The following is a 13545-nucleotide window of genomic DNA, read 5'->3' on the forward strand; positions in this document are numbered from 1 at the left end:
ATTACTAAACCATATATTTTAATAAAAGAAACTCTGAGAACACAACAAGGAACAGTTATGTTAGATGCCTATATTTATGATGGATTAAGAAGTCCTTTTGGTCGCCACGCAGGGGCATTAGCCACGGTTCGTCCTGATGATTTGATCGCTACAGTGATAAAGAATTTAATCGAAAAGCACCAACTGCCTAACGATATCTTTGATGAAGTATTGATTGGTAATACCAATCAAGCCGGTGAGGACTCACGCAATATCGCCCGTAATGCTGCGCTGCTAGCAGGGTTAGATGTCAAAACACCCGGTCAAACCGTCAATCGCTTATGCGCTTCAGGACTATCGACCATTATCGATGCCGCTCGTAGTATTACTTGTAATGAGGGGGATATATTTTTAGCAGGTGGCGTTGAGTCAATGACCCGCGCACCCTTTGTTTTTGCTAAGACCGAAACGCCTTTTAGTCGTGAATTTAAAGTATTTGATACCACCATTGGCAGCCGCTTCCCCAATCCTATCATCGAAAAACAGTTTGGTAGCGATAGCATGCCGCAAACGGGTGATAATGTCGCTCGCAAATACGGTATCACTCGAGAAGAAGCAGACAAATTCGCAGCAGCCTCACAAGCTAAGTACCAAGCAGCCAAACAAGCTGGGTTTTTCGACGATGAAATAACGCCCATTATGGTATCGCAAGGTAAAAAACTGCCAGAAAAAGCGATATTGGATGATGAGCATCCTCGTGCCAGCTCTACTGTTGAAGCGTTACAAAAACTTAAGCCTTTAAACAACGAAGGTGTCGTCACAGCAGGCAATGCGTCAGGTATTAATGATGGCGCAGCTGCGCTGATTATTGGCTCTAAGCAGGCGGAGGAAAAGTTGGGCTTTAAGCCTATTGCCCAGATTCTTTCATCTGGTGCCATGGGTGTTGAGCCTAATATTATGGGCGTAGGACCTGTTGAAGCCATCAAACTGGCATTGAAACGCGCTGATTTGACCCTTGATGATATGTCCATCATTGAGATTAATGAAGCATTTGCCTCGCAAGTACTCGGCTGTCTAAAAGGTCTAGAAATTGACTTTGATGACAAGCGTGTCAACCCTAATGGCGGTGCGATTGCTGTCGGACATCCGCTGGGTGCATCAGGGGCAAGAATTGCGTTAAGTACGGCGCGTGAGCTACAGCGTACGGGCGAAAAATACGCGGTGGTCAGTTTATGCATTGGCATTGGGCAGGGGCTTGCCATGGTGATAGAACGAGTGTAAGCATTTTAAGCTACCTTTACTATTACTGCCCTCGCCATACTAATTTATTATCAAGGACGACAATAATGACTTCTATACTCAACCAACATGAGGACTACCAGCAAGCTCAAGAAGCGTATGGTTTTCCTCTGATTATCAAACAGCTGCTAAACCGTGCAAGAATTGCCTCTACTGATCAAACCATTAGTTATGCCGATAAGGTCACTTATACCTATGCTGAATTTTTTAAGCGGGTTAATCGCTTGGCAAACGTCCTTAAAAACATGGGGTTGCAAGCAGGTGACGTGGTTGCGGTTATGGACTGGGACAGTCATCGTTACCTTGAAGCGTATTTTGCTGTGCCGATGTCTGGCATGATTTTACAAACGGTCAATGTACGCTTGGCCGAAGATAAAGTGCTGTATACCATCAACCACGCCAAACCCAAAGCCTTGCTCTTAAATGCTGAATTTGAGCCAATGGCGAAAAATTACCGTCATGAAGCGCCTTCTATTGAGAAGATTATTTGGCTCGATGATACTGGCTTTGATGATGCTAAGTATGGCGAAGACGATACAAAAAACGGTACAAAAACTGAGCAAGCTAGCATGCCAGATTATGTCGAAGGTGAGTATGAAGCCATGCTAGCGGCGGCCAGCGATGCGTTCGACTTTCCAGATTTTGATGAAAACACCATCGCCACCACATTTTATACCAGTGGCACGACGGGAGATCCAAAAGGGGTTTTCTTTACCCATCGACAGATCGTATTACAGACGCTGGCGAGTACACTAGCATCCGCGCTAAACGCCGAAGGTCAAGGCGCTCGCTACAATGATGTGTACATGCCAATGACGCCATTATTCCATGTGCATGCATGGTGTTGGCCGTATGGGGCAACCATGATAGGGCTTAAGCAAGTATACCCAGGACGCTATCTAGCCCCAATGTTGGTGGATTTAATTGAGCAGCACAAAGTTACGCTTTCACATGGTGTTCCTGCGATTTTACAAATGCTATTAAAAGAGATGGCCGCACGAGGACGTAAGTTTGATGGTCTGAAGTTGTTACTCGGTGGCTCAAAGCTGAATGAAGGTTTGGCTAAAGCGGCCATTGAAAGCGGTATTGAGTTTATGTCTGGATTTGGCATGTCAGAATCGTGTCCTGTGCTATCGAGAGCGGTATTTGATGATAAAACTGACTCGATGGAAATGAAAGAGCAGCTTAATTATCGTTGTCTGTCTGGCTCACCGATTATGCTCGTCTCAATGGAAATCTGGGATGAGAATGGCAAGCCACAACCAATGGATGGTGAGTCGACAGGGGAACTTGTGATTCGAGCACCATGGCTTACTCAAAGCTATTTCAAAAACTCAGATGCTGGTAATGAGCTATGGCGCGGTGGCTGGATGCATACTCAAGATATCGCCTCTATCTCCTCTGACGGTACTCTAAGCATTACGGATCGATTAAAAGATGTGATTAAGTCTGGTGGTGAGTGGGTATCCTCGCTTGAAGTTGAGACCATTTTATCCTTTCACCCGAGTGTCGCTGATGTTGCCGTGATTGGAGTGCCAGATGAAAGATGGGGCGAACGACCTTTAGCATTAGTGGTTTTAAAACCTGAATATGTAGACACCAAAGCGGATGACATTTTAGCTTTAGGCCATCAAGCCGTAGAAAAAGGCCATTTACCAAAGTATGGCGTGCCAAGTGAAATCAAGTTTTTAGTAGAAATGCCAAAAACCAGTGTGGGTAAGCTTGATAAAAAAAGAATGCGAATGATGTTCGCAGAAAAACTGATTTAATTTAAAAAGGTCTTTCAATGACTTTAAAACAATCATTCAAGCTTACTGATAATTTTAACGTGTGTATTAATAACATGTATGTTTATTAGTATGACGAGACGAGAAAACTATGAAGGCTTTAGCTATATTACCGGAAATACAAGAGACACTGAATAAAGACAAACACCATCCCATGCATGGCTTTGCGGTTATCTATTCTCAACAAGTAGAATGGGGCGATATGGACTCCTTTGGTCATGTTAATAATGTGGTCTATTACACTTATGCCCAAAACGCTCGTATTTACTATAACAGTCAATTAAATCTATTTAATAAAAATACCTTTTCAGTCATGGCAGCATCTTCATGCCAATACTTTAAACCAGTGATTCACCCTGACATCTTATGGATTGGGGTTCGAGTTAAGAAGATTGGCAACGCTAGCTTGATTCATGAATATACCTATTATAGTACGGTGTTAAATACCATCGTTGCTAAGGCTGAGTCCGTGTTGGTATATCTTGATAAAGCCAGCGGACAAAAGAAAAATATCGATGAAACAAAAAAAGCCGCGATTAATGCTTTTGAAAGTTTTAATTAAATCAGGAGGCAAGTTTTTTATATAAGGATATGGTGCTGGTATTTATAAGACTAAAAAATGCGGTATCAGTAGAGATTCAAAAGGATTGAAATGGATTTTGAAACAAAACAAGGAATGTATAGATCATGCTTTATATCAAACAAATGTCTTTTGGTTTGGCTGTCCTTGGGGCATGCGTACAGGCACAAGCAATAGAGCTTGTCACAAATGGAGACACCACTTTAAGTATCGGTGGTTATGTTAAAGCCGAAGGTATATTTTATTCTCCAGATGAAGGCGAGTCTGAGTTCAAAGGAAATGCGCGGCAAACTCGGATTAATCTCAAAACCACGAAGAACGTAGAGGATAAAAAACTAACGGGTTTTATTGAAGGGGATTTCTATGGTAATGCTGCAAATGGCGGTTCAGACTTGCGGCTGCGCCATGCCTATGTTCAGCTCGATGATTTGACCGTAGGTAAGACATGGAATGGCCAGTTCTTAGCGGTCTACCCACTTTTAACTGAACAGCTCGACTTTAAAGGTACGGGATTGGGCACCATCTCTGGTGGCGGCGCTGATATTCGTCCAGATTTAACTGTACATTACACTCATAAGGGGCTTCGTTTTACAGCTCAAAACCCTGTTTATCATGAAGCCAACCTGCCTGATATGGTGGTCAGCTATAAAAATAACATATCTGATCTTAGCTATAATGTGGCGGTCACGGCGCGTGAGGCTAAAAATGGAAACGATTCAGATGTAGGCGTCGGTGCTTCTTTAGCTGGTAAACTCAAACTGGGTAATGACTCATTACATGCGAGCGTATACAACGGTAAAGGGATGGGAGCTTATTCTACAGTATGTGTCGGAAAAGACCTTGGGTCGACCGGTGCTTCAGATTGTGATGCAGAAGACGGCAAGCTTATATCGCAAACTGGCTTTACGGTAGGCTATAGACATAAATTTACCGAGAAGCTTTTTAGTAACCTGCGTTATGGTGAGATCAATGTCGATGATGCGTCTGATACCTCTGTAAATGTAAAAAGCATCAACCTTATCTATAATTATTTACCCGATTTGGATTTTGGTATTGAATGGAGAGATCGAAGCGATAAGACGTTATCATCAGTAAAAGAAGGTCAGCAAGTTGAAATAATGGCCAAATATAATTTCTAGAGAGCTCCCTAAAAATGTGTAATTACTTATGAATCATTAACTGGAGAGTAGTTATAGCCAAATCTGAGTTATGCTGAAGAAACCGTAGAGATAAACTTGGTAAACTAACGACCCGATGAGGAGTTTACCATGACGAAGAAAACCAGAACTTATAGCACAGAATTTAAAGCAGAAGCCGTTAAGAAGATAGTAGATAACAACGGTAATGTTTCAGCCACTACACATAGTGTTAGTAGTCATCATACTTTAATTACTACAAGGGTCAAAGTATCAAGATAGTATCAAAAAATTAATTACATCAATGCGTTCACATGAATTTTAAACAATAAAAAACCCTTACAAGTCAATGACTGTAAGGGTTTTAATTTGGTGGGCCCAGTAGGACTTGAACCTACGACCAAAGGATTATGAGTCCTCTGCTCTAACCAACTGAGCTATGGGCCCTTTAGACGCACAATGATACCTGATTTTTATATATTTTCAAGTAAAAGATAGAAAGTATTACCGATTTTTTTAGTAAAACATTAGTTCTCTGCTAAACATGACCGCCAGCCAATGTCAGGCTACGACCACCATCGACGGCAATTATTTCACCAGTCACATAACTTGCCCGAGCCAAATAAAGCACACTATGGGCGATTTCCTCAGGCTTGCCTATCCGCTGCATAGGAATAGAGTCGATGATGCTTTTTTGCTGCTGCGGGTGAAGTGCTTGGTCGCTATCTGCTTCTGGCAAGATATTGACGCCGGGAGCGACGCCATTGACGCGTACCTCAGGTGCCATATCAAGCGCTAAAGACTGTACCATCATTCGATGCGCCGCCTTTGCCATATTGTAGACGGCATAATTTTTAAAAGGTTTATTATGCGCATGGATATCGAGTAGGCTAATGATGCAGCCCTGCTGTGTCCTTAAATAAGGATATAAGGCTTGGCTTAATAATAAAGGCGCTTTGGCGTTGGTTAAAAATAATTCATCCCACTGAGCGTGATTGATATTACCAAGCGGACTTGGGTAAAAGCGAGAGGCGTTATGCACTAGGACATCAAGCTGGCCAAAAGCTTGCATAATGTTGCGAGTAAATCGCTGTAGTGTCTGACTATTATTAACAACTGCCAAATCTGTGATGATGACGACCGCGCTATCAGGGCGACTGTTATTCAGCGCATCCGCTAGGACATTGGCTTCTTGCTCACTATGATGACAATGAATAATGACGCGGTAGCCTTGCTCATGGGCGGCACGAACAATAGCTGCACCAATACGCTTAGCGCCACCGGTGACTACCATTACGGGCGCTGAGGTATTAGAATATTTTGATTGGCTTAAGCTAAATTCTTGGTTCATATTAAAGGTGTTTTTATTATGTATAGTAGAATTGCTCTAAAATCGATACAGTGCGACTGGGATGAATTTTTCGTAGCCTCTGTGATAACAGCAAGCAAGGAAAATTTATACCAGTCGCAAAAATCTATAACGTGTCGCTTTTATTTTGCACTGACTATAAATTGCTAGTTGAAAGTGCTTGTCTACAAGACAGGTTGTGTTTGTAAATGCTCAATTCTACGTTGGCGTAATGCTTCGCCAATCGCTGGACCTTTTAGATTCTGGTCAATATTATCCATGCTAATAGCATGAAAGCTATTTAAGGCGAGCATCATTTGGCGGTGCTGTATCGCCAATTTTAAAACATGACTGGTGACCAAAAGCTGCGACAGTTTATCCGGCGCTTTATGAGCGCTACAAGCTTGAATAAGATCGATTTTCTCGGCGGCGCTCAGCTGGTCTATGCGGCTAAGATTTTTCGCTTGCTGCACAAATAAAGTGGCAAACTGGCTATGCGCTTTTGGCACCTTTGTACTGTTTCCTATCCCATGAATACCTTTAACCGCTGCCTCTATATTAACCGAAAGAGTTTCTGTAGAGTTTAAAGTAAATAAATCTGTGTTCAGACTGGCCATTAATAACGCCCAGCGCTGCGATAAATTTAATTGCATTTGACCGGCGAAATACAATGCGGTTTGTACAATCTCTCGTATTTGATCGTACTGTTTATCATTCCAAACTTGCTGTAGTGGAGCAAAATACTCCGTCAACGCCCCAATCTCAAACAGCTGTTGCCAATATACCTGCGGCGATACTTGCATCATAGCACGGCTCGATTCTTGCCAAATACGCTCACTACTTAGATGCGCAAGCTCGCCTGAACGCACCAACTCACGCATCAATAGCAAGGTTTCATCGGCAATACTAAAGCCCAAATCATAATAGCGGCCATAAAAACGGGCGGTGCGCAGTACCCGTAATGGGTCTTCACTAAACGCGCTTGATACATGACGCAAGGTTTTGCTATGAATGTCGTTCAAACCGCCATAGTAATCGACAACGTCGCCACTTATCGGCGTATCATCCATAAGGCTTTTAACTTCTATTGCCATAGCGTTGACGGTCAAGTCGCGACGTTGTAAGTCTTCACGTAACGTCACATCAGGGCTGGCATGTACGCTAAAGCCTTGATAGCCCCGCCCTTGTTTGCGTTCTGTACGCGCCAGCGCATACTCTTCATGACTAATAGGATGCAAAAATACTGGAAAGTCTGCGCCCACTTGCTGAAATCCTGCATCCAGCATATCTGCGACCGTCGCGCCAACGACGACAAAATCCTTGTCTTTGATAGGACGACCCAATAATTGGTCACGGACAGCGCCGCCGACGAGATACACTTGCATAATAGTCTCTTTATAATTATTCAATATTTGCCATATTATTCTACCCAAAAAAAACCAGTCAACACCGATATAAGTATTGACTGGTTTTAGTATAGCAGACGGTTTCTATAAATGAACGCTAGAAGACCGTCGTAATAAGGCGTTTATATATGACATAAACGACTATTTTTGCTCATTGATTAAGTCTTGAGCTTCAGTAACTGCAAGCGCTGTCATATTGACCACACGGCGTGCTGTCGCTGATGGAGTTAGGATATGCACAGGTTTGCTCGCGCCTAGCAAAATAGGTCCAATAGACGCACTGCCAGTTGCCGTTTTTAGTAGGTTGAAAGCAATATTTGCTGAATCAAGCGTTGGCAAGATAAGCAAGTTTGCTGAGCCTTTTAGGTTGCTTGATGGTAAGTCATTGGCACGGATATGCTCATCAAGTGCTGCATCCCCTTGCATCTCACCGTCGAAGTCAAAGTCCACATTCATTTCTGTCAGTAGCTCATACACTCGACGCATTTTTACTGCGCTTTCGCGGTCTGAGGTACCAAAGTTTGAATGCGAAACCAAAGCCACACGCGGCGTAATATTAAAGTGACGTAACTGATCGGCTGCAAGTACCGTCATTTCAGCCAACTGCTCAGCCGTTGGGTCTTCATGGATGTAAGTGTCGGCAATAAAGATATTACGATCTTGCATCAATACCGCGTTCATCGCATAAAAATCGCTGACGCCTGCTTTTTTGTCGATAACTCGGCTGACGTATTTTAAATGCAGATGATAGTAGCTAAAAGTACCACAAATCATGCCATCAGCATCACCGTTTTCAACCAGTAGGGCACCGATTAAAGAAGTCTTACGGCGGACATCACGGCGCGCAAGCTCAATACTGACACCATTACGTTTATTTTTCTCGTAGTAGCCTTGCCAGTAGTCTTTATAGCGTGGATCATCGTCTTGATTAATAATGGTGATGTTTTCGCCATCTTTTAGACGCAGCGCCAATCTTTCAATGTTCTTTTCAATGATGGCAGGGCGACCAACCAAGATTGGATGCGCCAATTGCTCATCAACGACCACTTGTACGGCAAGCAGTACGTTGCGGTCTTCGCCTTCACAGTAAACAATGCGTTTAGGATCGGCTTTCGCGCGGGCAAAGATAGGCTTCATCACGAACGCTGAGTTATAAACAAACTCAGACAAGCGTTGACGATAGGCTTTCATATCAGAGATAGGCAGGGTTGCTACGCCAGAATCCATCGCCGCTTTGGCAACCGCAGAGGCGATTTCGATGATTAGGTTTGGCTCAAGAGGGCCTGGGATAAGGTAATCACGGCCAAAGCTTGGCGTACTCTCAACGTTTTTCACGTTATTCATTGGTGTCGCTTCAACATGCGCCATAGCCGCGATGGCTTTTACGCAAGCGATTTTCATCTCTTCATTAACCGCTGTCGCCCCAACGTCAAGTGCACCGCGGAAGATATAAGGGAAGCATAGCGCGTTGTTTACTTGGTTTGGATAATCTGAGCGACCGGTTGCCATGATAACGTCTGGACGTACGGCGTGCGCCACTTCTGGCATGATTTCAGGCGTTGGGTTGGCAAGGGCAAAGACGATTGGGTCTTTTGCCATACGGCGCACCATGTCTTCAGTTAAGGTGCCAGGCATTGATAGGCCTAAGAACATATCGACATCATCCATCACTTCTTCGATGGTAGTGGCGGTAGTATTGCGCGCATAACGCTGCTTGGTTTCATCAAGGTTTTCACGGCTGGTGGTAATGATACCGCGTGAATCTGATACAAAGATATTGTTTCTATCTACGCCAAGCGCACAAATGATATCCAAGCAAGATATAGCTGCCGCACCTGCGCCAGAGCAGACCACTTTAATCTCTTCGATTTTTTTGCCAGTGATAAGTAAAGCGTTTAGCATCGCTGCGGCAACAATGATTGAGGTACCGTGCTGGTCATCATGGAATACCGGAATGTTCATGCGCTCACGCAATTCGCGCTCGATTTTGAAACATTCTGGGGCTTTGATGTCTTCAAGGTTAATACCACCAAAAGTAGGCTCAAGCGAGGCGACGGCTTCGATGAACTTATCTGGATCATTTTGGGCAATTTCAATATCAAAAACGTCAATACCAGCAAATTTTTTGAATAAAACCCCTTTACCTTCCATGACAGGTTTAGAGGCCAATGGACCAATATTCCCTAAACCAAGCACCGCAGTACCGTTGGTTATCACGCCAACCAAGTTGCTACGAGCAGTATATTTAGCCGCTAACGCTGGATCTCTTTGAATCTCAAGACAAGGTATCGCAACCCCTGGAGAGTAAGCAAGTGCCAAATCACGTTGGTTGGCCAGTTGCTTGATAGGCGTAACTGAGATTTTACCGGGGCGCGGAAACTCATGGTAGTGTAAGGCAGATTGTTCAAACTGCTCTTTTTCCGTAGTAGGGGTGTCCGTATTCAAAGTGATATCGTCATTCATAATAATTGCCATGGTTGGAATAATTGGAATAAAGTAAATGGTGATAAAAACCAATGTCTATGCTTCATTATCATGACTATGATAATTAAGGCACATTTATACTAAAAAGGTCGTGCTCGGCGACTAGACATCAGCGTAAAAACAGCAATCTCACAGGAAGCGTTATTCTAGCACTATTGGTATTTCACTGCCTAGTCAAGTCATCTCAATTAGGTGAATAATATAATAAAATGATATTCGTTATTTCGCTGTTTGATAATGGCAAAAAACGCCCCTCGATATCAACCATAATTGCCTAATGTTTCAAAACATTACAGAATAGCAGCTTGTCCGTATTCTCTTACGAAGAACAGCTGATTGGCATTTGCGGCGCATGTGGCGCGGGCGGCATGGTATCGAGCTCAGTGGCGATGTCTTGGACGTTGTAAGGATTGGCAAGTAAGTCAAAGACTCGATTTAACTCTTCAAATTGGCCTTGTTCCGCCACCGTAATCGCCCGCTGTGCCACACTATTACGTAGTACATAAACCGGATTATTGCTATGCATTTGTTCAATAGAGGCTTCGCTAGATAACGGCTCTAGCGCTGCTAAATACCTTGTTGACCATTGTTGCCAAACGTGCTGTGCCTCATTATTAAACTCAGCAGTCATTTTTGCCAGCAATTCTTGCTCATACGGATATTCATTTGGCGCGACCAAACCCAATAGCGCGCGGAAACTGTTGCTATAGTCGAGCAAATTGTCTTCTAACAAGGTTAACCACTCAAAAGCAAGGGTCAAACTTTCTTTAGTGTGAGGCAGCCCAAGCTTACGGCAGAGTCCTTGCTGGTAATGCTGCATAAAGGTCGCTTCATACGGCGCTAGGCAATCAGCCAAGGTATCGCGTGTTACACCATTTAAGCGCATAAAGTGCGGGAGCCAAATATTTAAGTTCCAATGACCGATAGCAGGTTGGTTTTGATAGGCATAACGACCAGTATGGTCGGAGTGATTGTTAATCCACGCAGGGTTAAAGCGCTCCATAAAACCAAACGGACCAAAGTCTAAGGTACTGCCCGTAATCGATAGGTTGTCAGTATTCATCACCCCATGGGCAAAGCCAATCAATTGCCAATCGGCAATCATACGTGCGGTTCGCTCAACCACCGCTTGTAAAAATGCTAAGACGGGCGCTTCACTATCACGGCATTCTGGATAGTATATATCAATCATATAAGCGGTAAACTCGCCAAGTAAGTCGGGCGCAAAGCTGGCAATCCACTCAACATGGCCGAGGCGAATATGACTGTCAGCGACGCGCATCAATGCCGCGCCCGCTTCCATACGCTCACGGCGGACACGCGTATCAGACACCACAAAGCCTAAGGCATTGGACGAAGGAATGCCAAGCTGGGTCAGCGCATGGCCGCATAAATACTCGCGAATGGTACTACGTAACACCGCGCGCCCATCGCCCATGCGAGAGTAGGGGGTCAGACCAATGCCCTTTAAATGCAAATCTTGCAATTTATCATTATTATCGAGTACTTGCGCCATCAGTAAACCGCGCCCATCGCCCAATTGCCCCGCCCACTGTCCGAACTGGTGACCGGCGTAGGCCATCGACAGCGGTCGAAACTCAGCTGGCACGTATTGACCACCTAATATTTCAACCCAACGCGCCATCAGCTCATCGTCATCGAGCCAGCCTAATTGCTTGGCAACTTCGGTGTTAAAGTGACCAGCGCGCGGATTGTCAAGCGGTGTCGGCTGCTGTTCATGATAAAGGCGAGTATCTAATGTGACGTAAGTATTTTGATAGCGCATAGGTGCGTTCCAATATAAAGGTATGTATTTTTAATATAAAAACTTAAGGTTAAAAGCGAGTAATAAAAGCATTTAAAGAGAGTAATAAACTTACTATAGCATAGCCTTAATAATGCCGCGTTTCACTCTGTCCATCTCTTGTAATTGCTGTATAAACAGTGAGCGAGCAAAAATAATGAGTGCGTAAACGAGTAGCGCACAACTCATGGCTGAAAAAAACCCCCTATCTTTACAGATAGAGGGCAGGAGAAACGTACGATAAAAACTAAGGCAATAAATCTATAAACGCTTACGCCGCTTTTGGACTTTGGCCGATAGAGCGAAACGCCGTTTTTAGATTGCTGTTATGCGCCAGTATTTTTTGCTCAACTTTGGCATAGTCGTGCTTTAGCATCTCTTCAACTTCATGCAGGCGATCAGCAAACTCGGTCTTTTTTAGCTCAATAGTTTTGGCTTTTAGCGCTTGCCATTCTTCGACCGTTTGCGTAAAGGCATCATATTCAAACTTAATACGATCTTGGAAACTCTTCATCGCATGCGGAATATCAAGACCACCTAAGGTTGCATTATCAATCTGCTGTTGAGCCTTTTTGAACTGCATTTGCACTTCAGCATGCTTAATGGTGGTGTCGTCAACCGTGCGTAATTCACTGGTTAGCCCAAGTTTAGATAAGCCCAAGATAAGCCATTTAGTTGGATCATATTGCCACCATTTCACGCCATTACGATAGTCGTATTGGAAGAAGTGATGATAGTTATGATAACCCTCACCCCACGTAAAGATAGCAAGGAAAAAGTTATCGCGCGCACTATTGGTATCCGTATAAGGACGCGTACCAAACATGTGGCATAGCGAGTTGATAAAGAAAGTAAAGTGGTGGGTCAGCACCAAACGCAGTAGACCTGCCAATACGAGCGTGCCCCAAACGTCACCGATTAACCAACCAACTGCCGCAACCATCGCCACGTTGGTAGCCAGTACCCATAAACCATAGTATTTATGCTGAATCTGTAGCACTTTATCTTTGGTCAAATCAGGAATGTTTTTATAATCAAAGCGACCACTAGGATAATTGCGTAACATCCAACCGATATGACTGAACCAAAAACCACGTCTTGCTGAATAAGGATCCTCCATGCGGTCATCAACATGACGATGATGCGTACGGTGGCCCGATACCCAATCAAAAGCAGAGCCTTGAACCGCAAGGGTTGAGCCAAGTAATAGGAAGTTTTTTACCAAGGGATGGGCTTTATAAGCGCGATGCGACAATAGGCGGTGATAGCCTGCAGTGATACTAATACCGGTCCACACCATAAAGGCACCAAACACGCCCCAAACCGGCGCACTAACTTGATGGGTCAGTAAGTACCATGGCGTAATAACGGCAGCAGCAATAGGCGTCGCAATCAGAAAAATCGCTGGAACCAAGTTGATTGGCGACTTTTGAAATTCAAGCTCAAGCGGATCAATGCCCTCATAGTTAGCGACTGCATTGGCATCTTTATAACCACTCGTCGTCGCAAACTGCGTATCGGCAGCCTCATCAGTTTTGCTTTTGCCAGTATCAAGCCACGTCTTCACGCGCAGCGCCTGAGTGCCAGCATGCTGTATAAGCGTATCACCCGACTTCATGGCGAAACGCAAGCCCTTAAGTGGTAAGCCTATTACTTTTTTAGCAATCATGTAATATTCCTAATGATATTAATTTCAGCCTCCATATTACCCTAAAAGACTAG

The 13545-nt window shown here is 44.1% G+C and carries 10 protein-coding genes and 1 tRNA gene; 5 read left to right on the top strand and 6 right to left on the bottom strand.

Annotated elements, in window-relative coordinates; genetic code table 11:
• Nucleotides 1-57: 57 nt before the first annotated feature.
• From AB8P72_RS05645 to AB8P72_RS05665, 5 genes are all read left to right on the top strand, one after another.
• Nucleotides 58-1260: a 3-oxoadipyl-CoA thiolase gene (locus AB8P72_RS05645; RefSeq protein WP_313493964.1), complete on the top strand. Its 1203-nt coding sequence runs from the start codon at nucleotides 58-60 to the stop codon at nucleotides 1258-1260.
• Nucleotides 1261-1325: 65 nt separating this feature from the next.
• A complete protein-coding gene (locus AB8P72_RS05650; protein ID WP_305935349.1) occupies nucleotides 1326-3047 on the top strand; it encodes a fatty acid--CoA ligase in 1722 nt (573 codons plus the stop codon).
• A 109-nt stretch (nucleotides 3048-3156) separates the two neighbouring features.
• On the top strand, nucleotides 3157-3627 hold the full coding sequence (locus AB8P72_RS05655) for an acyl-CoA thioesterase (protein WP_369958198.1): 471 nt from the start codon (nucleotides 3157-3159) through the stop codon (nucleotides 3625-3627).
• Between the two features lie 125 nt (nucleotides 3628-3752).
• The gene (locus AB8P72_RS05660; RefSeq protein ID WP_369958199.1) at nucleotides 3753-4784 is read left to right on the top strand and encodes a hypothetical protein; all 1032 of its coding nucleotides are present in this window, start codon (nucleotides 3753-3755) and stop codon (nucleotides 4782-4784) included.
• Nucleotides 4785-4913: 129 nt separating this feature from the next.
• The gene (locus tag AB8P72_RS05665; protein ID WP_369958304.1) at nucleotides 4914-5063 is read left to right on the top strand and encodes a hypothetical protein; all 150 of its coding nucleotides are present in this window, start codon (nucleotides 4914-4916) and stop codon (nucleotides 5061-5063) included.
• 88 nt (nucleotides 5064-5151) lie between these two features.
• Here AB8P72_RS05665 and AB8P72_RS05670 read toward each other — a convergent pair.
• From AB8P72_RS05670 to AB8P72_RS05695, 6 genes are all read right to left on the bottom strand, one after another.
• Nucleotides 5152-5228 (bottom strand) — tRNA-Ile (locus tag AB8P72_RS05670).
• A gap of 91 nt (nucleotides 5229-5319) precedes the next feature.
• A complete protein-coding gene (locus AB8P72_RS05675) occupies nucleotides 5320-6132 on the bottom strand; it encodes a pteridine reductase (RefSeq protein ID WP_198328143.1) in 813 nt (270 codons plus the stop codon).
• Nucleotides 6133-6314: 182 nt separating this feature from the next.
• Nucleotides 6315-7514 carry a tRNA nucleotidyltransferase gene (locus AB8P72_RS05680; RefSeq protein WP_191691574.1) on the bottom strand — a complete coding sequence of 400 codons (1200 nt, stop codon included), beginning with the start codon at nucleotides 7512-7514 and terminating at the stop codon, nucleotides 6315-6317.
• Nucleotides 7515-7676: 162 nt separating this feature from the next.
• Nucleotides 7677-9998 (bottom strand): NADP-dependent malic enzyme, encoded by a 2322-nt coding sequence (locus AB8P72_RS05685; protein ID WP_191691576.1) that lies wholly within the window; start codon nucleotides 9996-9998, stop codon nucleotides 7677-7679.
• Nucleotides 9999-10338: 340 nt separating this feature from the next.
• A complete protein-coding gene (locus tag AB8P72_RS05690) occupies nucleotides 10339-11805 on the bottom strand; it encodes a YdiU family protein (protein WP_369958200.1) in 1467 nt (488 codons plus the stop codon).
• A 289-nt stretch (nucleotides 11806-12094) separates the two neighbouring features.
• Nucleotides 12095-13492, bottom strand: a complete 1398-nt coding sequence (locus tag AB8P72_RS05695) for an acyl-CoA desaturase (RefSeq protein WP_369958201.1) — start codon at nucleotides 13490-13492, stop codon at nucleotides 12095-12097.
• Between the last annotated feature and the right edge of the window lie 53 nt (nucleotides 13493-13545).

It is taken from the genome of Psychrobacter sp. CLB018 (genome assembly GCF_041222815.1).
Lineage (GTDB): Bacteria > Pseudomonadota > Gammaproteobacteria > Pseudomonadales > Moraxellaceae > Psychrobacter > Psychrobacter faecalis.

Excerpts from the sequence above, each read along its gene's own strand:
- AB8P72_RS05695 (WP_369958201.1), bottom strand. The coding sequence starts at position 13,492 with ATGATTGCTAAAAAAGTAATAGGCTTACCACTTAAGGGCTTGCGTTTC.
- AB8P72_RS05655 (WP_369958198.1), top strand. The coding sequence starts at position 3,157 with ATGAAGGCTTTAGCTATATTACCGGAAATACAAGAGACACTGAATAAA.
- AB8P72_RS05690 (WP_369958200.1), bottom strand. The coding sequence starts at position 11,805 with ATGCGCTATCAAAATACTTACGTCACATTAGATACTCGCCTTTATCAT.
- AB8P72_RS05645 (WP_313493964.1), top strand. The coding sequence starts at position 58 with ATGTTAGATGCCTATATTTATGATGGATTAAGAAGTCCTTTTGGTCGC.
- AB8P72_RS05680 (WP_191691574.1), bottom strand. The coding sequence starts at position 7,514 with ATGCAAGTGTATCTCGTCGGCGGCGCTGTCCGTGACCAATTATTGGGT.
- AB8P72_RS05650 (WP_305935349.1), top strand. The coding sequence starts at position 1,326 with ATGACTTCTATACTCAACCAACATGAGGACTACCAGCAAGCTCAAGAA.
- AB8P72_RS05675 (WP_198328143.1), bottom strand. The coding sequence starts at position 6,132 with ATGAACCAAGAATTTAGCTTAAGCCAATCAAAATATTCTAATACCTCA.
- AB8P72_RS05665 (WP_369958304.1), top strand. The coding sequence starts at position 4,914 with ATGACGAAGAAAACCAGAACTTATAGCACAGAATTTAAAGCAGAAGCC.
- AB8P72_RS05685 (WP_191691576.1), bottom strand. The coding sequence starts at position 9,998 with ATGAATGACGATATCACTTTGAATACGGACACCCCTACTACGGAAAAA.
- AB8P72_RS05660 (WP_369958199.1), top strand. The coding sequence starts at position 3,753 with ATGCTTTATATCAAACAAATGTCTTTTGGTTTGGCTGTCCTTGGGGCA.